The sequence below is a fragment of the Georgenia sp. H159 genome (assembly GCF_035607575.1).
Classification (GTDB): domain Bacteria; phylum Actinomycetota; class Actinomycetes; order Actinomycetales; family Actinomycetaceae; genus Oceanitalea.
Genome location: NZ_JAYDZY010000001.1, coordinates 78,538 through 101,944 on the forward strand (window position 1 = coordinate 78,538; position 23,407 = coordinate 101,944).

General features: G+C 72.4%; 21 protein-coding genes. 16 read left to right on the forward strand and 5 right to left on the reverse strand.

The window, feature by feature from the left end:
* The first annotated feature begins 72 nt into the window (after positions 1 to 72).
* The 6 genes from dnaK (at position 73) to VR894_RS00430 (ending at position 5,437) form a co-directional block, all read left to right on the forward strand.
* Positions 73 to 1,929: a molecular chaperone DnaK gene (gene dnaK / locus VR894_RS00405; RefSeq protein ID WP_324649319.1), complete on the forward strand. Its 1,857-nt coding sequence runs from the start codon at positions 73 to 75 to the stop codon at positions 1,927 to 1,929.
* The gene (locus tag VR894_RS00410) at positions 1,926 to 2,558 is read left to right on the forward strand and encodes a nucleotide exchange factor GrpE (protein ID WP_324649320.1); all 633 of its coding nucleotides are present in this window, start codon (positions 1,926 to 1,928) and stop codon (positions 2,556 to 2,558) included. Before dnaK ends, VR894_RS00410 begins: the two co-directional genes overlap by 4 nt.
* Before the next feature lie 87 nt (positions 2,559 to 2,645).
* On the forward strand, positions 2,646 to 3,620 hold the full coding sequence (locus VR894_RS00415) for a DnaJ C-terminal domain-containing protein (RefSeq protein WP_324649321.1): 975 nt from the start codon (positions 2,646 to 2,648) through the stop codon (positions 3,618 to 3,620).
* Between the two features lie 28 nt (positions 3,621 to 3,648).
* Entirely contained in the window at positions 3,649 to 4,059 is a 411-nt protein-coding gene (locus VR894_RS00420; RefSeq protein ID WP_324649322.1) for a heat shock protein transcriptional repressor HspR, read from the forward strand.
* A 24-nt stretch (positions 4,060 to 4,083) separates the two neighbouring features.
* Positions 4,084 to 4,527 carry a hypothetical protein gene (locus VR894_RS00425; RefSeq protein ID WP_324649323.1) on the forward strand — a complete coding sequence of 148 codons (444 nt, stop codon included), beginning with the start codon at positions 4,084 to 4,086 and terminating at the stop codon, positions 4,525 to 4,527.
* A 55-nt stretch (positions 4,528 to 4,582) separates the two neighbouring features.
* The gene (locus VR894_RS00430; RefSeq protein ID WP_324649324.1) at positions 4,583 to 5,437 is read left to right on the forward strand and encodes a hypothetical protein; all 855 of its coding nucleotides are present in this window, start codon (positions 4,583 to 4,585) and stop codon (positions 5,435 to 5,437) included.
* Between the two features lie 63 nt (positions 5,438 to 5,500).
* Here the strand turns inward: VR894_RS00430 and VR894_RS00435 are convergent, their stop codons facing one another.
* Positions 5,501 to 7,594, reverse strand: coding sequence for a prolyl oligopeptidase family serine peptidase (locus VR894_RS00435; RefSeq protein WP_324649325.1), 2,094 nt, complete (start codon positions 7,592 to 7,594; stop codon positions 5,501 to 5,503).
* A 61-nt stretch (positions 7,595 to 7,655) separates the two neighbouring features.
* Positions 7,656 to 7,829 (reverse strand): antitoxin, encoded by a 174-nt coding sequence (locus VR894_RS00440; RefSeq protein WP_324649326.1) that lies wholly within the window; start codon positions 7,827 to 7,829, stop codon positions 7,656 to 7,658.
* A gap of 147 nt (positions 7,830 to 7,976) precedes the next feature.
* Here VR894_RS00440 and VR894_RS00445 point away from each other — a divergent pair, with 147 nt between their 5' ends.
* The 4 genes from VR894_RS00445 to VR894_RS00460 all read left to right on the forward strand — a co-directional run bounded on the left by VR894_RS00445 (position 7,977) and on the right by VR894_RS00460 (position 15,001).
* Complete coding sequence (locus VR894_RS00445) at positions 7,977 to 9,404, forward strand: amidase (protein ID WP_324649327.1); 1,428 nt, start codon at positions 7,977 to 7,979, stop codon at positions 9,402 to 9,404.
* Between the two features lie 382 nt (positions 9,405 to 9,786).
* A complete protein-coding gene (gene clpB / locus VR894_RS00450) occupies positions 9,787 to 12,402 on the forward strand; it encodes an ATP-dependent chaperone ClpB (protein ID WP_324649328.1) in 2,616 nt (871 codons plus the stop codon).
* 103 nt (positions 12,403 to 12,505) lie between these two features.
* Positions 12,506 to 13,312 carry a serine hydrolase domain-containing protein gene (locus VR894_RS00455; RefSeq protein ID WP_324649329.1) on the forward strand — a complete coding sequence of 269 codons (807 nt, stop codon included), beginning with the start codon at positions 12,506 to 12,508 and terminating at the stop codon, positions 13,310 to 13,312.
* 24 nt (positions 13,313 to 13,336) lie between these two features.
* The gene (locus VR894_RS00460; RefSeq protein ID WP_324649330.1) at positions 13,337 to 15,001 is read left to right on the forward strand and encodes a patatin-like phospholipase family protein; all 1,665 of its coding nucleotides are present in this window, start codon (positions 13,337 to 13,339) and stop codon (positions 14,999 to 15,001) included.
* Here the strand turns inward: VR894_RS00460 and VR894_RS00465 are convergent.
* A complete protein-coding gene (locus tag VR894_RS00465; RefSeq protein ID WP_324649331.1) occupies positions 14,998 to 15,780 on the reverse strand; it encodes an exodeoxyribonuclease III in 783 nt (260 codons plus the stop codon). The two genes, VR894_RS00460 and VR894_RS00465, sit on opposite strands and share 4 nt — an antisense overlap.
* 43 nt (positions 15,781 to 15,823) lie before the next feature.
* On the opposite strand from VR894_RS00465, the gene pyrE reads away from it, so the two are divergent.
* The 4 genes from pyrE to fbaA all read left to right on the forward strand — a co-directional run bounded on the left by pyrE (position 15,824) and on the right by fbaA (position 18,864).
* The gene (gene pyrE, locus VR894_RS00470; RefSeq protein ID WP_324649332.1) at positions 15,824 to 16,396 is read left to right on the forward strand and encodes an orotate phosphoribosyltransferase; all 573 of its coding nucleotides are present in this window, start codon (positions 15,824 to 15,826) and stop codon (positions 16,394 to 16,396) included.
* Between the two features lie 40 nt (positions 16,397 to 16,436).
* Positions 16,437 to 17,099 (forward strand): LemA family protein, encoded by a 663-nt coding sequence (locus VR894_RS00475; protein WP_324649333.1) that lies wholly within the window; start codon positions 16,437 to 16,439, stop codon positions 17,097 to 17,099.
* Position 17,100: 1 nt separating this feature from the next.
* Positions 17,101 to 17,766 carry an RNA methyltransferase gene (locus tag VR894_RS00480; RefSeq protein WP_324649334.1) on the forward strand — a complete coding sequence of 222 codons (666 nt, stop codon included), beginning with the start codon at positions 17,101 to 17,103 and terminating at the stop codon, positions 17,764 to 17,766.
* A 75-nt stretch (positions 17,767 to 17,841) separates the two neighbouring features.
* Entirely contained in the window at positions 17,842 to 18,864 is a 1,023-nt protein-coding gene (gene fbaA, locus VR894_RS00485; RefSeq protein ID WP_324649335.1) for a class II fructose-bisphosphate aldolase, read from the forward strand.
* 54 nt (positions 18,865 to 18,918) lie between these two features.
* Here the strand turns inward: fbaA and VR894_RS00490 are convergent, their stop codons facing one another.
* A complete protein-coding gene (locus VR894_RS00490; RefSeq protein ID WP_324649336.1) occupies positions 18,919 to 19,308 on the reverse strand; it encodes an STAS domain-containing protein in 390 nt (129 codons plus the stop codon).
* Positions 19,309 to 19,395: 87 nt separating this feature from the next.
* On the opposite strand from VR894_RS00490, the gene VR894_RS00495 reads away from it, so the two are divergent.
* Positions 19,396 to 21,585 (forward strand): SpoIIE family protein phosphatase, encoded by a 2,190-nt coding sequence (locus tag VR894_RS00495; RefSeq protein ID WP_324649337.1) that lies wholly within the window; start codon positions 19,396 to 19,398, stop codon positions 21,583 to 21,585.
* 30 nt (positions 21,586 to 21,615) lie between these two features.
* On the opposite strand, the gene VR894_RS00500 is transcribed toward VR894_RS00495, so the two are convergent.
* Positions 21,616 to 21,945: an STAS domain-containing protein gene (locus VR894_RS00500; protein WP_324649338.1), complete on the reverse strand. Its 330-nt coding sequence runs from the start codon at positions 21,943 to 21,945 to the stop codon at positions 21,616 to 21,618.
* Positions 21,946 to 22,119: 174 nt separating this feature from the next.
* Here VR894_RS00500 and VR894_RS00505 point away from each other — a divergent pair, with 174 nt between their 5' ends.
* Positions 22,120 to 23,406, forward strand: coding sequence for an adenylosuccinate synthase (locus VR894_RS00505; protein ID WP_324649339.1), 1,287 nt, complete (start codon positions 22,120 to 22,122; stop codon positions 23,404 to 23,406).
* Position 23,407 lies beyond the last annotated feature (1 nt).

Here is a 23,407-nt window from a genome sequence, read left to right on the forward strand (position 1 = left end):
GGACGCAGACTTGAGTGCGGACGACTCAAGGGCCGGAAGTTTCCGACCCGCGTACAGGACAGGAGAACCCACATGGCACGAGCGGTCGGAATTGACCTGGGCACCACGAACTCGGTGGTCGCCGTCCTCGAGGGTGGAGAGCCCACCGTCATCGCGAACGCCGAGGGTGCACGCACGACGCCGTCGGTCGTCGCCTTCAGCAAGTCCGGCGAGGTCCTCGTCGGCGAGGTCGCCAAGCGGCAGGCCGTCACCAACGTCGACCGGACGATCACCTCGGTCAAGCGCCACATGGGCACCGACTGGTCGACGCAGATCGACGACAAGTCCTACACCGCGCAGGAGATCTCCGCGCGGGTGCTGGGCAAGCTCAAGCGCGACGCCGAGGAGTACCTCGGCGAGCCGGTGACCGACGCCGTCGTCACCGTCCCCGCCTACTTCAACGACGCCGAGCGTCAGGCCACGAAGGACGCCGGCCAGATCGCCGGTCTCAACGTGCTCCGCATCATCAACGAGCCGACTGCCGCAGCGCTGGCCTACGGCCTCGAGCGCGGCAAGGAGGACGAGCTCATCCTCGTCTTCGACCTCGGCGGTGGGACCTTCGACGTCTCCCTGCTGGAGATCGGCAAGGACGACGACGACTTCTCCACCATTCAGGTGCGCGCCACCAACGGTGACAACCGCCTCGGTGGTGACGACTGGGACCAGAAGATCGTCGACTGGCTGGTCACCCAGGTGAAGAACAAGGACGGCATCGACCTGTCCAAGGACAAGATCGCCCTCCAGCGCCTCCGCGAGGCCGCCGAGCAGGCGAAGAAGGAGCTGTCCTCCACGACGAGCACCAACATCTCGCTGCAGTACCTCTCGATGAGCGAGAACGGCCCCATCCACGTGGACGAGAAGCTCACCCGGGCGCAGTTCCAGGAGATGACCAAGGACCTCCTGGACCGCACCAAGGCGCCGTTCCAGGCCGTCATCAACGACGCCGGGATCAAGGTCGCCGACATCGACCACGTCGTCCTCGTCGGTGGGTCGACCCGCATGCCGGCCGTCACCGAGCTGGTCAAGGAGCTGACCGGTGGCAAGGAGCCGAACAAGGGCGTCAACCCGGACGAGGTCGTCGCCGTCGGCGCCGCCCTGCAGGCTGGCGTCATCCGCGGTGACCGCAAGGACGTCCTGCTCATCGACGTCACCCCGCTGTCCCTCGGCATCGAGACCAAGGGCGGTGTGATGACCAAGCTCATCGAGCGCAACACCGCGATCCCGACCAAGCGGTCCGAGGTCTTCTCCACGGCCGAGGACAACCAGCCCAGCGTGCTCATCCAGGTGTTCCAGGGTGAGCGGGAGTTCGCCCGGGACAACAAGCCGCTGGGGACCTTCGAGCTCACCGGCATCGCACCGGCGCCCCGCGGTATGCCGCAGATCGAGGTCACCTTCGACATCGACGCGAACGGCATCGTCCACGTGTCCGCCAAGGACCGCGGCACGGGCAAGGAGCAGTCGATGACGATCACCGGAGGGTCCGCCCTGCCCAAGGACGAGATCGACCGGATGGTCAAGGAGGCCGAGGCGCACGCCGAGGAGGACAAGAAGCGTCGCGAGGAGGCGGAGACCCGCAACACCGCCGAGCAGCTCGTCTACTCCACGGAGAAGCTGCTCACGGACAACGCGGACAAGCTCCCCGAGGACGTCTCCAGCGAGGTGCGCACCGCCGTCGACGACCTGAAGAAGGCCCTCGAGGGCGACGACATCGCTGAGGTCAGCGCGAAGCAGCAGGCCCTCGTCACCGCCTCCCAGAAGATCGGCGAGGCGCTGTACGCCAACCCGCAGGAGGGCGCCCCGCAGGGCGCGGCCGACGCCGGTGAGACGGCGTCCGGCACGGACGAGGACGTCGTCGACGCCGAGATCGTGGATGAGGACGAGAACAAGTGACCGCTGAGAACACTCCCGACGACAGGGCACAGGCCCCGCCCGAGGGCGCGTACGAGCAGCCGGTGGTCCGGGACAAGCGCCGCATCGACCCCGAGACGGGCAAGGTGCGCGAGGCCGCCGACGACCCGCAGGACACCGAGGCGTCCGGTGACCCGGACGGTGCCGCGGCACCCGGGGCGCTGGCAGCCGCCAAGGCCGAGGCCGCCGAGCTCAGCGACCAGCTGAGCCGGCGCAACGCCGACCTGTACAACCTCCAGCAGGAGTACAACGGCTACGTGCGCCGGTCCAAGGCGGCCGCGGGTGAGCAGCGGGCGGCCGGGCAGGCCGAGGTCGTCGAGGCCCTCCTCGGCATCCTCGACGAGATCGACCTCGCCCGTCAGCACGGTGACCTCAGCGGACCGGTGGGCGCGATCGCCGAGAAGTTCGAGGGGATCCTCGCCCAGCGCTTCGGCGTCGAGCGATTCGGCGAGCCCGGGGAGGCGTTCGACCCCGAGCTCCACGACGCGCTCATGAGCACGCCGGACCCCGAGGCGACGTCGACGACGATCGCCCAGGTGATGCAGCCCGGCTACCGGATGGGTGACAGGGTGCTGCGCGCGGCTCGTGTCGCGGCGACCAACCCGCAGTAGCAGCACGACGCCGGCCGCGGCCCCCGGGGCCGCGGCCGGCGTCAGCACCGGAGCCGCAGCAACGACAACGGATGGAGGTGAGGCGCGGTGACAGGGCAGGACTGGATCGAGAAGGACTTCTACAAGACTCTCGGCGTCTCCAAGGACGCCGACGACGCGACGATCAAGAAGGCGTACCGCAAGCTCGCCCGTGACCTCCACCCGGACCGCAACCCCGGGGACGCCTCCTCCGAGAGCCGCTTCAAGGACGTCGGCGAGGCCTACGCGGTCCTCTCCGACCCCGAGCAGCGCAAGCAGTACGACGCCATCCGGGCGATGGCCGGCGGCGGTGCGCGGTTCTCCGCGGGCAGCGGAGGCCAGCCCGGCGGCGCCGGCTTCGAGGACCTGTTCAACGGGATGTTCGGCGGAGCCGGGCCCCGCACGCGGACCTCGACGGCGGGTGGCGGCGGCTTCGAGGACATCCTCCAGGACATGTTCTCCGGCGGCGGCGGCTTCAGCTCCCGCAGGGCGGGGCAGCGCGGCGGGGACATCGTCACCAGTGCGACGTTGCCCTTCCGCAACGCCGTCGAGGGGTCCACCGTCCAGCTCACGACGAACGGGCGCTCGATGAACGTCCGTATCCCGGCCGGTGTCAGCGACGGACAGAAGATCCGCCTGCGCGGCAAGGGCCAGCCGGGCCGCGGCGGCGGGGAGCCCGGCGACATGGTCGTCACGGTCCACGTCGAGCCGCACCCCGTCTTCACCATGGAGGGCCGCGACCTCCGGCTGACCGTGCCGGTGACCTTCTCCGAGGCGGCCCTCGGCGCGACGATCGACGTGCCGACCCTCTCGGGTGAGACGGTGCGGGTCAAGGTGCCGGCAGGGACGCCGTCGGGACGGACCCTGCGGGTCAAGGGCCGTGGCGTGGTCACCCCGAAGGGCGACGGCGACCTGCTCGTCACCATCCAGGTGGCCGTGCCGTCGCACCTCCCACCGGACGCGAAGAAGGCCGTCGAGGCCTTCGCGGAGGCGACCAAGGGGGAGGACCCGCGCGCGGACCTCAGGGGCCGGGCGAGCCGCTGACGACTGACACACAGGCGAGGAGCGGGCGATGGCGGGACCGATCGACGACGACGCACCCATCTACGTCATCTCCGTGGCGGCGGAGCTCGCGGGGATGCACCCCCAGACGCTGCGCCAGTACGACCGGCTGGGGATCGTCACCCCCCAGCGCGCCCGTGGGCGGGGCCGGCGCTACTCGCGCCGGGACGTCGAGTCGCTCCGCGAGGTGCAGCGGCTCTCCCAGGACGAGGGCATCAACCTCGCCGGGATCCGGCGCATCATCGAGCTGGAGCGCGAGCTCGACCGCGCCCGTGACGAGCTCGGGCGGCTGCGCGCCGTCACGACCGCGCGCGTCTTCGCCGCGAGCGCCTCGGGTGAGGTCAGCGAGCTGCCGCAGGGGCGGCGTGCCCGCCGCTCGGGCGGCGCCCTGGTCATCTGGCGCCCGACGTACCGCGGCTGACGCCGACGGGTCACACTGGGAGCTGTGACCGACGACATCCTGCGTGAGCTCCACGCGGTCGGCGCCGCGCTGGGCCGCGCGCCCGAGCCGGTGCCCGAGGCCGACCCGTGGGAGGAACCGGACCCCCTCGACGTCCGCGCCCCCGTGACCGTCATCTTCCCCGGCCCGCCCAACCTGTGGGTGCGCCTCCACGAGGACGGCGAGGACGCCGTCCACCTCGACACCTCCGTGACCTTCGACGTCCCCCGGGCGCACACGCTGGCCGTCGTGCGTGCCCTGCTGTCGCGGGAGGGTGCCTACCGCCAGGCTCCGAGGGGCCTGTTCGGGCGGATCTCCGCGCGGTTCGGTCTCGAGTTCTTCGAGGAGCTGGCCGTCGTCGTGCCCGGAGCCACCTACACCCAGACCGTCCCGTGGGTGCCGACCAGCCCGCTGAACGGATGGCTGGCCGGGCTGCCCAGGCGTTCCTGACGTCCGGACCTGGCATGCTGGGACCACCGCGCAGCCGAAGCGACAAGGAGCCGACATGAGCACCACCGACGGCGGGACCGGACCCGACGAGCCGCGCTACGGGCGCCGTCTGCCTGACGGCTCACAGCCCAGCGCGTCGACGCCGTCGTCCGGACAGCCCGATCCGTATCAGCAGGGCGGCTACGGGCAGCAGGGCGGCTACGGGCAGCAGGGCGGCTACGGCCAGCAGGGCGGCTACGGCCAGCAGGGTGGCTACGGCCAGCAGGGTGGCTACGGGCAGCAGGGTGGCTATGGCCAGCCTCCGTACGCGCAGCAGGCCGGCTACGGCCAGGGCGGGTACGGCTACGGCGGCGCCCCGAGCGGGCCGCCGCCCAAGCGCACGGGGCCCGTCGTCCTCATCGTGGTCTCCGCGATCCTCATGATCGCCGCCCCGATCATCGGCTTCCTCATCGGCATCGGCTCGGCGGTCGGATCGGTCGAAGGGCTGGCCGACAGCGTGTCGATCTCCAACGGCGGCTCGGCGGACCTCCCGGCCGACTCGGAGCGGGTCGTCTACTTCAACGACTCCTCGGTCGCCGGCAGCTCCGTCGCCTGCAGCGTCACCGGGCCCGGGGGTCAGGAGGTCCAGACGAGCCCCGCGACCTTCGGGCTGGACATTCCCGACGACGTCGCCGTGGGCGTCGCCTTCCAGACCGACGAGGCGGGGTCGTACACCGTCGACTGCGACCTCCCCTCGGGGGCCGGCTCCGGCCTGACAATCGGCCCGCCCTTCGACGCTGCCGACCTCATGGACGCCGGCGTCGCCGTGCTCATCGGCCTGGCCGTGGGCTTCCTCGCCTTCATCGCCCTGATCATCGGGATCGTGTGGCTGGTCCGGGTGAACAAGCGCATCCGCACCGGCCAGTACTGACGCCGCGGACGAGTGAGCCGGCCCCCGCACGCGCAGGGGCCGGCTCGGTCGTCTCCCGGCGGGTCAGGAGGTCCCGAGGCGCTGCCAGAGGAACTCGTAGGCCAGCGCCTGCATGAACGCGGCCTGGGCGTTGGTCGCCGCCCCGCCGTGCCCGCCCTCGATGTTCTCGTAGTACGTGACGTCCTTCCCGGCCTCGGACATCAGCGCCATCATCTTGCGCGCGTGGCCGGGGTGGACGCGGTCGTCCCGCGTGGAGGTCGTGAACAGCACCGGAGGGTGCTCGTCTGCCGCGTCGAAGCGGTGGTAGGCGGAGAAGGTCCTGATGAACTCCCACTGCTCGGGGTCGTCGGGGTCACCGTACTCGGCCATCCAGGACGCCCCGGCCAGCAGGTGGCTGTAGCGCCTCATGTCGAGCAGCGGCACCTGGCACACGATCGCGCCGAAGAGCTCGGGGTAGCCCGTGACCATGTTGCCCATGAGCAGGCCGCCGTTCGAGCCGCCCTGGGCACCCAGGTGCGCCGCATCGGTCACCCCGCGCGCGATGAGGTCACGGGCGACGGCAGCGAAGTCCTCGTAGGCGCGGTGGCGCTTCTCCCTGAGGGCCGCCTGGTGCCAGCGGGGTCCGTACTCACCACCCCCACGGATGTTCGCGAGGACGTAGGCGCCGCCGCGCGCGAGCCAGGCGCGTCCCACGGCCGCCGAGTACGTCGGCAGCCGCGGGATCTCGAAGCCTCCGTAGCCGGAGAGCAGCGTCGGCAGCGGCCGCACCTCCTCGTTGTCGGCAGCGGGCACCGGCGAGACCTGGAAGTACGGGACTCGCGTGCCGTCGTCGGACGTGGCGAAGTGCTGCTCGACGGTCAGGCCCTCGGCGTCGAAGAAGGCGGGCAGCATCTTGAGCGGCTCGAGGTCGACGACCTCCCCTGCGTCGTCCAGGGACAGCCGGGCGAGGGTCGTCGGGATGGTGAAGCCGGTGACGGTGAACCACAGGTCGTCGGACTCGTCGGGATCCACGGCACCGACCGCGATGGTCGTCAGCTCGGGCACCTGCCAGCCGGCCCCACCGGACTGTGCACCGGCGCCGAGCGGCCGGCGCTGCCAGGGCCCGTCCCCCGTGGGCGGGGTGACGGCCTCGAGCCGGTTGGCGACGTCGTCGAGGATGTTGAGGACGAGGTGGTGCCGCGTCCACGACGCCCCGACCAGCGCCGTCGTCTCGGTCGGCGTGTAGAGCACCTCGAAGTCGCGCTGCCCGGCGAGGAAGTCCGCGAACCGGATGGCGATCAGCGCACCGCCCGGCAGGGTGCGGCCGCCGACCACCCAGTCCTCGCGCAGCTCGACGGTCAGCCACTCGCGGTGGACGTCCGGCTCGGCGGAGCGGGGGACGTCGATCCGGGTGAGCTCCCCGCCGTCGAGCAGGTAGGTGTCCGAGTCGTAGAACGCGCGCGCCCGCCACACGAAGTCCCGCTCGAAGCCGGGGGTGAAGTCGTGCCCGGCGCCGATGGACATGTCGGTGTGCTCGCCGGCGAAGACCTCCGGGGCGTCCGCGAGCTCGGTCCCCCGCTCCCAGCGGCGTACGGTGCGTGGGTAGCCGGACGTCGTCATCGACCCCTCGCCGACGTCGGTGTAGGCGTAGACGACGTCACCGGAGGTGTCGGCCCAGCGCAGGGCGCCCTTGGACTCCTCCCGGATGAAGCCGCCCTCGACGAACGTCCTGGTGGTGAGGTCGAACTCGCGGGTGACGTCGGCGTCGGCGCCACCACGTGACAGCGCGACGAGCGCCCTCTCGTAGCGCGGGCGCAGCACCTGCGCGCCGTGCCACACCCAGTTGACGCCCTCCTCGGCGGCGAGCGCGTCGACGTCCAGGAGCACCTCCCACTCCGGGTCCTCGCTGCGGTAGGAGTCCCACGTGGTGCGGCGCCACAGCCCGCGCTCGTGCTCCGCGTCGGTCCAGAAGTTGTAGAGGTGGTCACCGCGCTGGACGACGGCGGGGATCTTCTCGGTGGAGTCGAGGACCTCGAGGATCTCCTCGCGCATCCGGCTGAAACGGTCGGTCTCCAGGGTGGCGACGGCCCGCTCGTTGTGGCCGCGCACCCAGTCCAGCGCCTCGGTGCCCTCGACGTCCTCGAGCCAGGCGTGGGGGTCGGTGGGGGAAGTCGTCATGGGGACATCCCATCACGCGCGGCGGCCGGGCCCCCCGCAGGGGACCCGGCCGCCGGTGAGGTCACTCGTTGCCGATGCGCTTGTCAGCGGCGTCGCGACCCTGGTCGATCTTGTCGGCGTGCTTGCCACCGGTCTTGTCGTCCGCGAAGTCGGACGCGCGGTCGAGGGCGTCGTCGCTGTGCTGCTCGCCCTTCTCGCCACCGAGGGCGTCCTTGGCCTTGTCAGCAATACCCATGGTCCGTCCTTTCGTCTCACCGCCGGTCGCGGCTCGTACGTGAACCTTGCGCCCGCCACGCGCGGCCCGCAACGGGAGTCGGGCACGGGCGCCGGTGGCGGAGCGTCACGCGGCCCTGGCACCCGCGCGGCTCGATAGCCTCGACCGATGACCGAGATCCACGAGCTGAGCGCCCTCGACCTTGCCGCCGCCGTCCGCTCCGGCGAGGTCGGCCCCGACGACGTCGTCGAGCACACCCTGGACCGTGCCGAGCGTCTCGGCCCCGCCGTCGGCGCGTTCGCGCACCTCACCCCGGAGCTCGCCCGGGAGCAGGCGGCGGACGCCACCGGGCGGTTGCGGGAGGGCGGTGAGCTGCCGCCGTTCCTCGGGGTCCCCGTGCCGGTCAAGGACCTCACAATGGTCGCCGGGCAGCCCTTCGAGGCCGGGAGCGCCGCCTTCCGGGGGTACGTCGCACCCGCCGACGACGGCGTCACCATCCGGTTGCGCGAGGCCGGGACCCTCATGGTCGGCAAGACGACGACGCCGGAGCTCGGCCTGCCGCCCTACACCGAGCCCGACGTCGCCCCGCCGGCGCGCACCCCGTGGGACCCGCGCCGGAGCGCCGGCGGCTCATCGGGCGGTGCCGCGGCCGCCGTCGCCGCGGGCATCGTCCCCGCTGCGCACGGCAGTGACGGGGGTGGCTCGATCCGCATCCCGGCCAGCGCGTGCGGGCTGGTGGGGCTCAAGCCGAGCCGGGGGAGGGTCTCCAAGGGGCCGCTCGGGGTCGACGGTGCCGGGCTCACGGTCGACGGGGTGGTCACCCGCACGGTCCGGGACACCGCCGCCTTCCTCGACGTGCTGTCCCGGCCCTGGCCCGGGGACCACTACCGGCTTGCCGGGCCGCGCGACACGTTCCTCGCGGCCTGTGACCGCCCACCGCAGCAGCTACAGGTCGGGGTGCTGACCCAGCCGGTCAACGTCCACGAGGCGCCGATCCACCCGAGCTCGCTGGCTGCCGTCGACCGCGCCGTGCGGCTCCTGGAGGCCATGGGCCACGAGGTGACGACGACGCAGGTTCCCTTTAGCCCCGAGGAGTGGGACAGCTTCGCGCCGCTGTGGTCGGTCGGCGCGCTCTCGGTCCCCATCGCCCCCGACCGGGAGGAGCTCCTCGTGCCGCTCACCCGCGCGATGCGCGAGCGTGGCCGGTCGTTCTCCGGGCTCGACTACGCCACGGCGGTCAGTGCCGTCCAGCAGCTCGCCCGGAAGGCCGCGGCGGTCTGGGCCGACCTCGACGTCGTGCTCACCCCGGCGCTCGCGACCCCGCCGCCCTTCATCGGGCAGATGCGCAACGACGAGGACCCGGTCGCCGACTTCGAAGCGCAGAAGGCGTTCACCCCGTGGACCAGCCCGTGGAACATGCTCGGGGCCCCGGCGATCGCGGTGCCGCTCCACCGCGCCGAGGTCGACGGCGTCGTGCTGCCCGTCGGCGTGCAGCTGGGTGCCACGAGGACGGGTGAGGAGGAGCTGCTCCTCGGCCTCGCGGCCGCCCTCGAGGAGGCCGACCCGTGGCCAACCGCGCCCGTCGAGCCGGCGTGACCTGGGCCCCGTGACGCGACCCCGTCAGTCGGGCGGCTCGGTGGGCGGCGCTGTCGGCGGCTCGGTGGGCGGCCGTCCGGGGGGCTCCGGCTCACGGGGTGGCGCGGACGGTGGCGCCGTCGGCGGCTCTCCCGGGGGCAGGGGCCCTGGCTCGGCGGGTGGCACGGGCGGCCCTCCCGGGCCGGGACCGGGTGGCGGAGGCTGGGTCGACATGGCCATGACTCCTTCGATCGGTGGTCGTGCCGTCGAGCCTGCGCCCGATCGCCGTGGCTCGCATCCCGCGGAGACGAGTGACGCGGTGCGTCGATGGACTTGAGCGGAATAGACTCAACTCTGCGGCGTTGAACTCGGCAGAACCGTGAACTCACCCGGAGGTGTCTTGATGGACAAGCTGACGACCAAGTCGCAGGAGGCGATCGCCTCGGCGATGCGAGCGGCCGCGACGGCCGGCAACCCCCAGCTCGAGCCCGTGCACGTGCTCGTCGCGCTCCTCGAGCAGCCCGGAGGCGTGGCGCCCGCACTGGTCGACGCCGTCGGCGCCGACCGCGCTGCGATCACCCGCCGTGCGCAGGCCGCCGTGGCGGCCCTGCCCGGCGCATCCGGCTCCTCCGTCGCCCAGCCCTCGCCGTCGCGGCCCATGATGACCGTCATCACCCAGGCGGGTGAGGAGGCCGGCGGCCTGGGCGACCAGTTCGTCTCCACCGAGCACCTCCTCATGGCGCTCGCGCGCTCCGAGGGCACCGCCGGCCAGATCCTGCGGGACGTCGGCGCCGACCGGGACGCCCTGCTCACCGCCCTGCCCGCCGTCCGTGGCTCGGGGACGGTGACCAGCCAGGACCCCGAGGGCACCTACAACGCCCTGGAGAAGTACGGTCAGGACCTCACCGCCGCCGCCCGCGAGGGCCGGCTCGACCCCGTCATCGGCCGCGACTCCGAGATCCGGCGCGTCGTCCAGGTGCTGTCCCGGCGGACGAAGAACAACCCCGTGCTCATCGGTGAGCCCGGCGTCGGCAAGACCGCCGTCGTCGAGGGCCTGGCTCAGCGCATCGTCAACGGAGACGTCCCGGAGTCGCTGCGCGACAAGCGCCTCATCGCCCTGGACCTCGCCTCCATGGTGGCCGGCGCGAAGTACCGCGGTGAGTTCGAGGAGCGGCTCAAGGCCGTCCTCCAGGAGATCAAGGACTCCGACGGCGAGGTCGTCACCTTCATCGACGAGCTCCACACCGTCGTCGGTGCGGGCGCGGGCGAGGGCGCGATGGACGCCGGCAACATGCTCAAGCCGATGCTCGCCCGCGGTGAGCTGCGCATGGTCGGCGCGACGACCCTCGACGAGTTCCGCGAGCACATCGAGAAGGACCCGGCGCTGGAGCGCCGCTTCCAGCAGGTCTTCGTCGGTGAGCCGTCCGTGGACGACACCGTGGCGATCCTGCGCGGGATCGCCCCGAAGTACGAGGCGCACCACCAGGTGACCATCTCCGACGGCGCGCTCGTCGCCGCCGCAACGCTCTCCGACCGGTACATCAGCGGCCGCCAGCTCCCGGACAAGGCCATCGACCTCGTCGACGAGGCCGCGTCGCGGCTGCGGATGGAGCTGGACTCCTCACCCGAGGAGGTCGACGTCCTGCGCCGTGCCGTGGACCGGCTGAAGATGGAGGAGGCCTACCTCGTCGAGTCCGCCGACGACGACGACCCGGCCACCCAGGACCGCCTCGAGCGGCTCCGCGCCGAGCTCGCCGACCGCTCCGAGGAGCTCGCCGCCCTCACCTCCCGCTGGGAGGCGGAGAAGGCGGGCCACAACCGCATCGGTGACCTCAAGCAGCGCCTCGACGCGCTGCGCACCGAGGCGGACCGCGCCGAGCGCGAGGGCAGGTACGAGGACGCGGGACGGCTGCGCTACGGCGACATACCGACGGTGGAGCGCGAGATCCGGGAGGCCGAGGCGGCCGAGGCGGACCAGCCCGCGGAGGGCCCGATGATCGCCGACCGCGTCTCCGCGGACGAGGTGGCCGAGGTGGTCGCCGCGTGGACCGGTATCCCGACGGGGCGGCTGCTCGAGGGGGAGACCGACAAGCTGCTCCGGATGGAGGACGTCCTGGGTGAGCGGCTCGTCGGCCAGCGGCGCGCGGTGCGTTCGGTGTCCGACGCCGTGCGGCGCTCGCGGGCCGGCCTGTCCGACCCCGACCGCCCCACCGGCTCCTTCCTGTTCCTCGGCCCCACCGGCGTCGGCAAGACCGAGCTGGCCAAGTCGCTGGCCGACTTCCTCTTCGACGACGAGCGCGCGATCGTGCGCATCGACATGAGCGAGTACTCCGAGAAGCACTCGGTCGCCCGGCTCGTCGGTGCCCCTCCGGGGTACGTCGGCTACGAGGAGGGCGGGCAGCTCACCGAGGCGGTGCGGCGGCGGCCCTACTCCGTCGTGCTGCTGGACGAGGTGGAGAAGGCCCACCCGGAGGTCTTCGACATCCTGCTCCAGGTGCTCGACGACGGTCGGCTCACGGACGGTCAGGGCCGCACGGTCGACTTCCGCAACGTCATCCTCGTGCTCACGTCCAACCTCGGCTCCCAGTTCCTCGTCGACCAGACGATGTCCGACGAGGGCAAGCACGAGGCCGTGATGAGCGCGGTGCGCACGGCCTTCAAGCCCGAGTTCCTCAACCGCCTCGACGACATCGTCATCTTCGACGCGCTCAGCCTCGAGGAGCTCAGCTCGATCGTCGAGCTGCAGGTCGCGCGGCTTCGCGAGCGCCTCGCGGAGCGCCGGATCAACCTCGAGCTCACCCCGGCCGCCGCCGAGTGGCTGGCCTTCGAGGGCTACGACCCGGCCTACGGCGCGCGCCCGCTGCGCCGCCTCATCCAGCGCGAGATCGGCGACGAGCTCGCCAGGCTCATGCTCGGCGGTCAGGTGACCGACGGTGCGACCGTCTCGGTCGACCGCGGCCCCGCGGGCGGCCTCGTCCTGACGTCCGAGGCTGCTGTCAGCGCCCCCAGCGCCGTCTGACCCCGCAACAACTCCGCTCTCGCCGCAACCCCCTCGTGGCGAGAGCGGACTACTTTCGCGTCCTGTGGGAAGCCCGTTCGTGCACAGGTGGCACCCTGGGGGCATGAGTGCCTTCGCCGAGCTCGCCCTGCCCGACTTCCCGCACGCCGTCGCCGTCACCGACGCGACGGGCGTGCGGCTGACGCACGGGGAGGCGACCCGGTCCTTCCGCTGGGCCTCGGTCACCAAGCTGCTCACCTCGACCGCGACGCTCGTCGCGGTCTCCCGGCACCTCGTCGACCTCGACGACGCCGCCGGCCCGGAGGGGGCGACGGTGCGGCACCTGCTCGCCCACGCCTCGGGTGTGGCACTGGACTCCGGGGACTCGTTGAGCGCGCCGGGCCGCCGCCGGATCTACAGCAACCACGGCATCGAGCTGGTTGCGAGGCACGTCGAGGAGGCCACGGGCACCGACTTCGCCTCCTGGCTGGAGGACACCGTGCTCGTCCCGCTGGGGCTGAGCAGCGTCCTCCTCGAGGGCTCGCCGGCGCACGGTGCGGTCGGCACCGTCGAGGACCTCGCCGCCTTCGGGCGCGAGCTGCTCGCCCCCACGGTCCTCGACCCCCACCTCGTCGCCGAGGCCACCAGCGTCCAGTTCCCGGGACTGCCCGGAGTGCTGCCCGGGTTCGGTCGCCAGGACCCCAACGACTGGGGACTGGCCTTCGAGATCCGCGGACAGAAGTCGCCGCACTGGACGGGCAGCGGCAACTCCCCGGGCACCTTCGGGCACTTCGGCCAGTCCGGCAGCTTCCTGTGGGTCGACCGGGAGGCCGGCCTGGCGGCCGCCTTCCTCGGTGCCGAGCGTTTCGGGGAGTGGGCCGCCGAGCTGTGGCCGCGCCTCTCCGACGCCGTCCTCGCCGACCTGCGCTGAACCGACGCTCGCTACCCTGCTGCCATGCCTTCCGCGCCTGACTCCCCGGTGGTCGGTCTCGTGCTCAGCGGCGGAGGGGCACGCTCGAGCTTCCAGATGGGCGCCCTGCGCTACCTCTACGACGAGGTCGGGATCGCGCCGTCGGTCATCACCGGGACGTCCGCCGGCTCCATCCTCGGCGCCGTCCTCGCGCAGTCCGGCGACCACCGCGGTCAGCGGACGTCGCTCGCCGACCTCGAGCGGCTGTGGGGCGAGATGACCAGCTCCGCCGATATGTTCGAGGAGCTGCCGTGGTTCACCCGGCTGCGAGAGCGCGGCCCGGTGTGGATCGAGGCGCTCGAGCGTCGCAAGCGGCGCCAGGGCACCCTGGGCCGTTCCTTCAAGCGGGTCGCCGACCTTCGGCACGGCATCTCCGCGGCCGCGGAGCGGGCCGTCCGCAACGACGACGACGCCCCCCAGGAGCCCTCCGCGTCACCCGACGCCGCCGTGCCGTTCGACGCCGCCGCCGTCACCGCGCCGCCGACACGGCTCACACCCGACGACGACGGCGGCACGGATGCCTCGGCCGACGGAGCCGTCGCCGCCGGCGCAGGCCGGGCACCCGAGGGCCGGGCCGCACGCCGCCGCACGGCCACCGCAGAGGTTCTCGAGCGCACCGCGGCCCCGCGCGAGGCCACCGCCAAGGAGGAGTCCGCGTGGGGCACCACCCGGCTCCTGGAGTCGATCGAGATCCTCAAGACCGTCGGCCGCGTGAGCACCGACCTCGAGACGATCGTCCACGGCGCCCAGCAGGAACGGTCGATGTTCCGCCCCGGTCCGATCGTCGACCGGCTGCTCGACCCGGAGGTCTTCGACCCCGCCGCCGTGGCGCGCTCGGGCGTCCGGCTGCGCATCGCCGTCGTCGCCCTGGAGAGCGGGGAGCTGCGGTACGTCACCGAGGCGGGCGACCTCGTCGACCGGGAGAACCGCCCGCTCGAGGGGGAACGGCGGGTGGACCTCACCGAGGCGGTGCGCGCGTCCTGCGCGATCCCGACGGTCTTCCCGCCGGTGCGGCTGGGGGAGGAGAACTACGTCGACGGCGGTGTGCGCGAATCGCTGCCGGCCGAGATCGCCACCGACCACCTCGGCGTCGACACGTGCTACGCCGTCGTCGCCGGCCCCTCGGGGGTCTCCCGGGAGGAGTCCTTCGACGGCAGGGACATGCTCTCCGTCGTCATGCGCACGACGACGGCCATCATGACCGACGAGCTGCAGCGGGACGAGGTGGCGCAGGCCAAGGCGGCGGGCGCCGTCGTCATCGAGCCGGAGTTCGACGTCCACGACACCCTGACGATCGAGCCGGGGCTCGTCGCGATCGCCATGGACTACGGCTACCTGCGCGCCGCGGAGACCGTGCTCGGGTCGACGGCGGAGGAGCGGGCCGTCACCCGCGAGCTCGTCCTGCTGCGGCGCCGGATCTGGCACGCGGAGGAGGAGGCCCTCGCGCCGGAGGCGGAGCTGGGCGACGCCCGGCGGCTGGAGGTCGTCACCGGGATCACCGGCCTGAAGTTCGAGCTGCGCGACCTCCTGCGCCGAGTGCCGGAGGGCCGGTTGCCCCCCGGCGCCGAGCAGTGGTGGCGCACCTGGGAGCACCACACCTTCGACATCCCCGTCACCCCGACGTGGGTGCCGGCGCGGGCCGAGCGCTAGCCGAGGTCGACGACGACGGGCACGTGGTCGCTGGCGCCCTTGCCCTTGCGCTCGTCCCGGTCGATGTGCGCCCCGCTCACCCGGGCGGCGAGCGCGGGCGAGCCGAGCACGAGGTCGATCCGCATGCCCTCGTTCCGGGGGAAGCGCAGCCGCTGGTAGTCCCAGTAGGTGTAGGCGCCGGGGGTGTGCTCGCGGGTGACGTCTGAGAAGCCCGCCTCGGTGAGGGCGGCCAGCGCCTCCCGCTCGGCGGGGGACACGTGGGTCGCCCCCGCGAAGGCGGCGATGTCCCACACGTCCTCGTCACGCGGGGCGATGTTCCAGTCCCCGACGAGTGCGATCGGCGCGTCGGCGTCGGCGGCCAGCCATCCCTCGGCCGCGGTGCGCAGCCCCGCCAGCCAGTCGAGCTTGTACTGGTAGTGCGGGTTGTCCAGCTCTCGACCGTTGGGGACGTACAGGCTCCACACCCGCACGCCGTCGACCGTCGCACCCAGCGCCCGTGCCTCCGCCGCAGCCGGCTCACCCCACGTCGGCATCCCGGGGAACCCGACCTCGACGTCGCTCACCGGCAGCCGGGAGACGACCGCGACACCGTTCCACTGGCTCAGGCCGTGGTGGACGACGTCGTACCCCGCGGCGTGGAAGGCCTCCTCCGGGAACTGGTCGTCCCGGCACTTGGTCTCCTGGAGCGCGAGGACGTCCGTCCCTGACCGTTCGAGGAAGTCGACGACCCGGCCGACCCGGGTCCGGATGGAGTTGACGTTCCAGGTGGCCAGGCGCATGACCGCGAGGCTACCTGCCGCCGCGCACCGGTAGCCTGCTGCCGTGACCTCCCCCAACGACTCCCTGCGCAGCGGCCTGGCCCAGCACGTCCGCGACCTCGCCGTGATCCGCGGTGAGGTGACCCTCGCCAGCGGGCGCACGTCCGACCACTACGTCGACATGCGCCGGGTGACCCTCCACCACGCCGCCGCGCCGCTCGTCGGGCACGTCATGCTCGACCTCCTCGAGGAGGCCGGCCTCGGTCCGGACGAGGTCGACGCCGTCGGTGGGCTGACGATGGGCGCCGACCCGGTCGCCACGGCGATCCTGCACGCCGCTGCCGCGCGCGGGCTCACGGTCGACGCCTTCGTCGTGCGCAAGGAGGCCAAGGCCCACGGCCTGCAGCGGCGGGTCGAGGGGCCCGACGTCGCCGGCCGCCGCGTCGTCGCCGTCGAGGACACCTCCACGACGGGCGGCAGCCTGCTGACCGCGATCGAGGCGCTGCGCGAGGCGGGCGCCGAGGTGGTCGGTGCCGCCGTCGTCGTCGACCGTGACACCGGAGCGCGCGAACGGATCGAGCAGGCCGGGGTGCGGTACATCGCCGCCCTCGGCGTCGACGACCTGGGGCTGCGCTGATCGGCGGGTCGGCACGGTGGACCTGTGACAGGGTTGTCACGTGGAGATCCTGACCGTCGTGCTCATCGTGCTGGCGGTGCTGCTCGTCGCCGTCGTCGGCTGGGCGATCGCGACCTACAACGGCCTCGTCAGGCTGCGGAACCTGGTCCAGGAGGCGTGGCGGCAGATCGACGTCGAGCTGCACCGGCGCCACGCCCTGGTCCCCAACCTCGTGGAGACCGTCAAGGGCTACGCGAGCCAGGAGCGCGAGGTGTTCGAGGAGGTCACCCGCGCCCGGGCGGCCGCCGCGACCGGCGGGCTGGGGCCGAACGAGCAGGCGCAGAGCGAGAACGCGCTCAGTGGCGCGCTCAGCCGCCTGTTCGCGGTCGCCGAGAACTACCCGGAGCTGCGCTCCTCGGAGAACTTCGCCGACCTCCAGGCCGAGCTGACGAACACCGAGGACCGCATCGCTGCCGGACGCCGGTTCTACAACGCCAACGTGCGCGAGCTCAACACCAGGGTCGAGACCTTCCCGCCCAACCTCATCGCCGGCATGTTCTCCTTCCGCCGGGCCGAGTACTTCGAGGCGAACGACCCCGCCGTGCGGGCCGTCCCCTCGGTCCACTTCGCCCACGGCGAGGTGCCGGCCGCCGAGCCCCAGCCCGACGGCGGTCCCTCCTTCGGGGGTCAGCGCGGGGGCTACGACCCCCGCCGCGACGCCTGAGGTGCCCGAGCCCGACGACCCGGGTCCCGGCGACCGCGCGCCCGAGCACGCTCCCGAGCCCGTCGGCGTCGGCCCGTGGCCGGGCGGTCCGGAGAGCTGGCCCGACGACCCCCGGCTCGACCCGCGGCTGCTCGCGGAGGGGGACCGGCGCAACGTCCTCGACGAGTACCGCTACTGGCGTCTCGAGGCCATCGTGGCGGACCTCGACACCCGGCGGCACCCGCTGCACGTGGCGATCGAGAACCTCGGCCACGACTTCAACATCGGCTCGGTCGTGCGCACCGCGAACGCGTACGCCGTCGCCGCCGTCCACATCGTCGGCCGTCGTCGCTGGAACCGGCGTGGCGCGATGGTCACCGACCGCTACCAGCACCTGCACCACCACGCGGACGTCGCCGGGCTGGCGGCGTGGGCGGACCGGGAGGGGCTGCCCGTCATCGGGATCGACAACGTCCCAGGGTCGCTGCCGATCGAGCACCGGCCGCTGCCCGCGCGGGTGGTCATGCTCTTCGGTCAGGAGTCCGGAGGGCTGTCGGACGAGGCGCGCGCCGCCTGCACGCAGATCCTCCACATCACGCAGTACGGGTCGACGCGGTCGCTCAACGTCGGCGCCGCGGCAGCCGTCGCGATGCACTCGTGGGCACTCCAGCACGCCCACGGGGGGTGACTGGGGTCCTACCTGCCCTCCGGCGCGGCATGACACAATTGGGGCGTTCAATCGTCGACTAACCAGGAGGCCCGCGTGCCCATCGCAACGCCCGAGTCCTACAACGAGATGCTCGACAGGGCCAAGGCGGGCAAGTTCGCCTACCCGGCCATCAACATCACCTCGTCGCAGACCGTGACCGCCGCGATCCGCGGCTTCGCCGAGGCCGAGAGTGACGGCATCATCCAGGTCTCCGTCGGTGGTGGCGAGTACGCCTCCGGGTCCACCATCAAGGACAGGGTCACCGGTACCCGTGCGCTGGCCGCCTACGCCCACGAGGTCGCCAAGAACTACGGCGTGACCATCGCCCTGCACACCGACCACTGCGTCAAGGAGAACCTCGACTCCTGGGTCAAGCCGCTGCTGGCGATGGAGGCCGAGGAGGTCGCCGCCGGCAAGAACCCGATGTTCCAGTCGCACATGTACGACGGCTCCACCGTCCCGCTGGAGGAGAACCTCGTCATCTCCGAGGAGCTGCTCGAGCTCTCCCAGAAGGCCCGCACGATCCTGGAGATCGAGGTCGGCGTCGTCGGTGGCGAGGAGGACGGCCACGAGGCCGAGATCAACGAGAAGCTCTACACGACCCCCGAGGACGGCCTCGCCACCGTGCGCGCGCTCGGTGCCGGTGAGAAGGGCCGGTACCTCACCGCCCTGACCTTCGGCAACGTCCACGGCGTCTACAAGCCGGGTGCGGTCAAGCTCCGTCCCGAGATCCTCGGTGAGATCCAGCGCGTCGTCGGCCAGGAGATCGGCAAGGACATGCCGTTCGACCTCGTCTTCCACGGTGGCTCCGGCTCGACGGCGGAGGAGATCGCCCTCGCCGTCGACAACGGTGTCATCAAGATGAACGTCGACACCGACACCCAGTACGCCTTCACCCGCCCCGTCGTCGAGCACATGTTCAAGAACTACGACGGCGTGCTCAAGATCGACGGCGACGTCGGCAACAAGAAGGCCTACGACCCCCGCGCCTGGGGCAAGGCCGCGGAGGCCGGCATGGCCGCCCGCGTCGTCGAGGCCTGCCAGCAGCTGCGCTCGGCCGGCACGAAGATGGCCTGAGGACGCTGAGACGGCACGGGGCCCGGCGGATCACCGCCGGGCCCCGCGCTCGTCTCAGGCGGCGTCGTCGTCGTCACCGTCGGTGGGCTCGGGGAAGCCGGGGTCCTCGTCGACGATCGAGACGACGTCACCCAGCCGGGTGATGTCCAGCAGGAAGCGCACGACGTCGGGCGGCTTGATCATCGTCAGCGGCCCGGGGGTGCGGTGCGCGAGCCGGGCGAGCAGCGCGACGCCCGAGGAGTCCATGAAGGTCACGTGGCGCGCGTCGATCTCGACGGGGTTCCGTGAGGCCTCCGCCTCCGCGACGGCCTCGGTCAGCTCGCTGCTCAGCGCAACGTCGATCTCCCCTGACAGGACGAGTCGCGTGCGACCCTGTGCCACCATGACGGAGGCGGTGCCGGCGTCGTGGCCCTTGCCGGTCGGTGTGGATCGGTCGTCGCGCACAGCATCTCCTTCGTGTCCCCCGGCGGTGGCTCGCGCCGGAACGTCCTGCACGGCATCCTAGGAGACTCAGGACGATCGGAGAGACACATGACCGACCCGGTTCGCGGTGTGCCCGCGACGACGGCGGTCCCGACCCCATTTCCCGGTGATCTCCACCAGGCCAGGCCGCGGCCTGAGAACGACGCGCCGCCCGCGGCGCTCACCGTGCGCTCCGACCAGCTGCTGGAGGCGCTCCCCGACCCGACCTACGTCGTCGACGTCGACCTGCGCGACGATCCGCTGGCCTGCCGGGTGGTGTGGGTCAGCGACGCGCTGGCCGACGCCACCGGTTACTCCGTCCCCGAGCTGCGGGACCTCGCGCCGGACCTCGTCACCACCGCGGGTGACTCCACCGCCCTGCGGGAGGCCCTGCGTGCCGGCCTGGCGGTCGCCGTCGTCCGACTGGTCCCACGCCAGGACGGCTCCAGCTTCCGGGCGACCGTGTCCTTCAGCCCGCTGGGTCCGGGCGCCGACGGTCTGACCCGCTGGCTGGTGACCGTCCGCGACGCCACCGAGGAGCTCGCGTCGGCCGTCCTCGCCGAGGAGCGGGCGGCCGTGGAGGAGCGCGCGCGCCGCGGTCTGAGCCTGGTCGCGCGGGTCTCGGACATCCTGGCCGACGTCGACTCCTCCACCGCCCTCGTCGAGATCTCCGCCCTCCTCGTCCGGCGCATCGTGCCGTGGGCCGCCTTCTACGCCGACGGGACGCGGCTCGAGCGGATCACCGACCTCGCCGGCATCAGCTACCACAGCCGGGACCTGCGCCGTCACGCGAAGCAGTGGCCCGGCGTCGCCGACCCCGTGCGGGACCTGCTCCTCGAGACCCGTATGCAGACCGTCGTCGTCGACCTCGACAGGGACGCCGCCCCAGACACGCTCACCGCCGAGCTGCTCGAGCTCGTCGCGGCGGACGGTGCCGCGCCGGACGGCGGCCCGCTGTGGCTGCTGCCGGTGCTCGGCAGGAAGGGTGTGCTCGCCGTCATGGCCGTGCACCCGCCCGCCGCGAGCGACGACCGCGCCATGCCCGCCGGGGAGCTGACGACCGTGCTCGAGCTCGTCGCGCGGCGCGTGGGCATGGCGATGGACAACCTGCAGCTCTACGACCGGGAGCACCGTCTCGCCGAGACGCTGCAGCGCGCCATGCTGCCCGAGCAGAGCCACGTCGAGGGTGTGGACGTGTGGAGCTACTACTCCCCGAGCTCGGAGCACGCGCAGGTCGGCGGTGACTGGTACGACGTGCTCGACATGAGGGACGGCGAGGTCGGTGTCGTGGTCGGGGACGTCGTCGGCCACGACGTCGAGGCGGCCGCGGCCATGGGGCAGCTCCGCTCGGTCGTGCGCGCCTACGCCGCCGAGTTCGTCGAGCCGGGGAAGGTGCTCGGCAGGGTGGACCGGCTGGTGGCGAGCATGCGGATCGCACGCCCTGCGTCCTTCGTGTACGCCACGCTCAAGCCGCGCGCCGACGACGAGGTGTGGGACCTCGCCTACTCCCGCGCCGGGCACCTGCCCATCGTCCACGTGCGGAACGGGCGGGCGCAGCAGCTCGACGGCGCGAACGGCCCGCTCGTCGGCTTCGGCGGCCGGCCCCGGCACTCGGGCCACGCCGTCGTCAACCCCGGCGACGTCCTCGTGTTCTACACCGACGGCCTCGTTGAGCGCCGGGACAGGTCGATGCGCGACGGCGTGGCAGCGCTCGTCGAGGCAGCCGCGCAGATCGACGCCCCCGACGCGGCAGGGATCGGCGAGGAGCTCCTCCAGCGGCTGGCCGACGCGCCGGAGGACGACATCGCGCTCGTCGTCGTCCGCGTGCCTGACCCGTCGGCCGACCCGACGCACGCGTGGTCGGGCCCGCGTGAGCGTCGCTGGCAGATGCCGATGGACCCGCAGACCATCGCCAGGGCCCGGCACGCCGTCCTGCGGGCGTGCGAGGCGTGGGGCCTGGAGGACACCGCGGCGGCCGAGCTGGTGGCCTCGGAGCTCGTCGCGAACGCCGTCATGCACGGGTGGGGGAGGGTCGACCTGCGGCTGCGTGACACGGGGGACGGCCTGCGCATCGAGGTCGAGGACGCCAACCCGAGCCCTCCGGTGGTGCGCGAGGGTCGCGTCGGGCGCGTCGGAGGCTTCGGCCTGCACATCATCGCCCGGCTCGCCGAGTGGGGCTGGCGCCCCACCCCGGCCGGCAAGGTGGTCTGGGCGCGCGTGCGCGGCAAGGAGCCCTGGTCGGACCGCGACGGCGGCTGAGCGGCGCCCGCACCCGGCGGACGGCCGCGGTCAGGACGCCTTGCGCTCGCAGCGGTGGTCGGCGTCGATCCGGAAGCTGCCGAGGGCCCCGCAGATCTCCAGGACGAACAGCTCACGGTCGTCGCAGCCCCGGAGCACCGCAGCGCCGCCCCGCTTCGCGGCCGCGTCGGCGAGGGAGATGAGGAAGGCGGCCCCGGTGGAGTCCATGAACGTCACGTCGCACATGTCGATGACGAGCAGCTGACGCCGCAGACCGCTGACGCGGGCGGTGACCTCGGGGAACTGCGCCCGTTCGGCGAGGTCGAGATCACCGCTGATCGTCACCGTCGTCGTGGTCGATGACGCCGCGATCTCGATCATGCTGCTCCCTCTGCCGCGACAGCGCCTCGTGGCGCGCGCGGGTGCCCGGTCGGTTTCCTCGACAAGCGTAGGGGGGTGACCGGAGGGGTGCACCCCGAACCGCCGGGCCGAGCCGGGGTTCGGTAACCTGAGCCGGGAGCCGATCGGCGCCTGACTCAAGTGGAGGGATCGAACATGCCAGCCGTCGTCGTCGTCGGAGCCCAGTGGGGCGACGAGGGCAAGGGGAAGGCCACCGACCAGCTCAGCTCCCAGGTCGACTACGTCGTGAAGTTCAACGGCGGCAACAACGCGGGGCACACGGTCGTCGTCGGTGACGAGAAGTACGCGCTCCACCTGCTGCCGTCGGGCATCCTGTCGCCCGGGTGCACACCCGTGATCGGCAACGGCGTGGTCATCGACCTCGAGGTGCTCTTCGAGGAGCTCGAGGGCCTCGACGCGCGCGGCGTGGACGTCTCGCGGCTCCTCGTCTCGGCCGGGGCGCACATCATCCCGCCCTACAACCGCACCCTGGACAAGGTGACCGAGCGCTTCCTCGGCAAGCGCCAGATCGGCACGACCGGTCGCGGCATCGGTCCCACCTACGCGGACAAGATGGCCCGGGTCGGCATCCGCGTGCAGGACCTCTTCGACGAGAAGATCCTGCGCCAGAAGGTCGAGGGCGCGCTCGTCCAGAAGAACCAGCTGCTGGTCAAGGTCTACAACCGGCGCGCGGTCGACGTCGACGAGATCACCGACGAGCTGCTCACCTACGCCGAGCGACTGCGACCGATGGTCGCCGACACCTCCCTGGTCCTCAACCAGGCGCTCGACGCCGGACGGACGGTCGTCTTCGAGGCGGGCCAGGCCGCCATGCTCGACGTCGACCACGGCACCTACCCGTTCGTCACGTCGTCCTCGGCGACCGCCGGCGGCGCGTGCACGGGCAGCGGCATCGGGCCCACCCGCATCGACCGCGTCGTCGGGGTGGTCAAGGCCTACACCACGCGCGTGGGCGAGGGCCCCTTCCCGACCGAGCTGGACGACGAGTTCGGGGAGCGGCTGCGCACCGTCGGCGGGGAGTACGGCACGACGACGGGGCGCCCCCGCCGGTGCGGCTGGTACGACGCCGTGGTCGCGCGGTTCGCGGGACGCGTCAACGGGCTCACCGACTTCGTCCTCACCAAGCTCGACGTCCTCACCGGGCTGGAGCGGATCCCGGTGTGCGTGGCCTACGACGTCGACGGCCGGCGGATGGAGGAGATGCCGCCGAACCAGAGCGACTTCCACCACGCCCTTCCGGTCTACGAGGAGCTCGAGGGGTGGAGCGAGGACATCACCGGTGCCCGGGAGTTCGCGGACCTGCCGCCGGCGGCACAGCGCTACGTGCTCGCCCTGGAGGAGCTGTCGGGGACGCGGATCTCCTCCATCGGCGTGGGGCCGGACCGGGCCGCGACGATCGTGCGGCACTCCCTGCTGGACTGAG

What these genes read in the sequence shown, in the direction of transcription:
- dnaK (WP_324649319.1), top strand. Translation starts at nt 73, where the DNA reads ATGGCACGAGCGGTCGGAATTGACCTGGGCACCACGAACTCGGTGGTC.
- VR894_RS00420 (WP_324649322.1), top strand. Translation starts at nt 3,649, where the DNA reads ATGGCGGGACCGATCGACGACGACGCACCCATCTACGTCATCTCCGTG.
- VR894_RS00430 (WP_324649324.1), top strand. Translation starts at nt 4,583, where the DNA reads ATGAGCACCACCGACGGCGGGACCGGACCCGACGAGCCGCGCTACGGG.
- VR894_RS00435 (WP_324649325.1), bottom strand. Translation starts at nt 7,594, where the DNA reads ATGACGACTTCCCCCACCGACCCCCACGCCTGGCTCGAGGACGTCGAG.
- VR894_RS00440 (WP_324649326.1), bottom strand. Translation starts at nt 7,829, where the DNA reads ATGGGTATTGCTGACAAGGCCAAGGACGCCCTCGGTGGCGAGAAGGGC.
- VR894_RS00445 (WP_324649327.1), top strand. Translation starts at nt 7,977, where the DNA reads ATGACCGAGATCCACGAGCTGAGCGCCCTCGACCTTGCCGCCGCCGTC.
- clpB (WP_324649328.1), top strand. Translation starts at nt 9,787, where the DNA reads ATGGACAAGCTGACGACCAAGTCGCAGGAGGCGATCGCCTCGGCGATG.
- VR894_RS00455 (WP_324649329.1), top strand. Translation starts at nt 12,506, where the DNA reads ATGAGTGCCTTCGCCGAGCTCGCCCTGCCCGACTTCCCGCACGCCGTC.
- VR894_RS00460 (WP_324649330.1), top strand. Translation starts at nt 13,337, where the DNA reads ATGCCTTCCGCGCCTGACTCCCCGGTGGTCGGTCTCGTGCTCAGCGGC.
- VR894_RS00465 (WP_324649331.1), bottom strand. Translation starts at nt 15,780, where the DNA reads ATGCGCCTGGCCACCTGGAACGTCAACTCCATCCGGACCCGGGTCGGC.
- VR894_RS00495 (WP_324649337.1), top strand. Translation starts at nt 19,396, where the DNA reads ATGACCGACCCGGTTCGCGGTGTGCCCGCGACGACGGCGGTCCCGACC.
- VR894_RS00500 (WP_324649338.1), bottom strand. Translation starts at nt 21,945, where the DNA reads ATGATCGAGATCGCGGCGTCATCGACCACGACGACGGTGACGATCAGC.
- VR894_RS00505 (WP_324649339.1), top strand. Translation starts at nt 22,120, where the DNA reads ATGCCAGCCGTCGTCGTCGTCGGAGCCCAGTGGGGCGACGAGGGCAAG.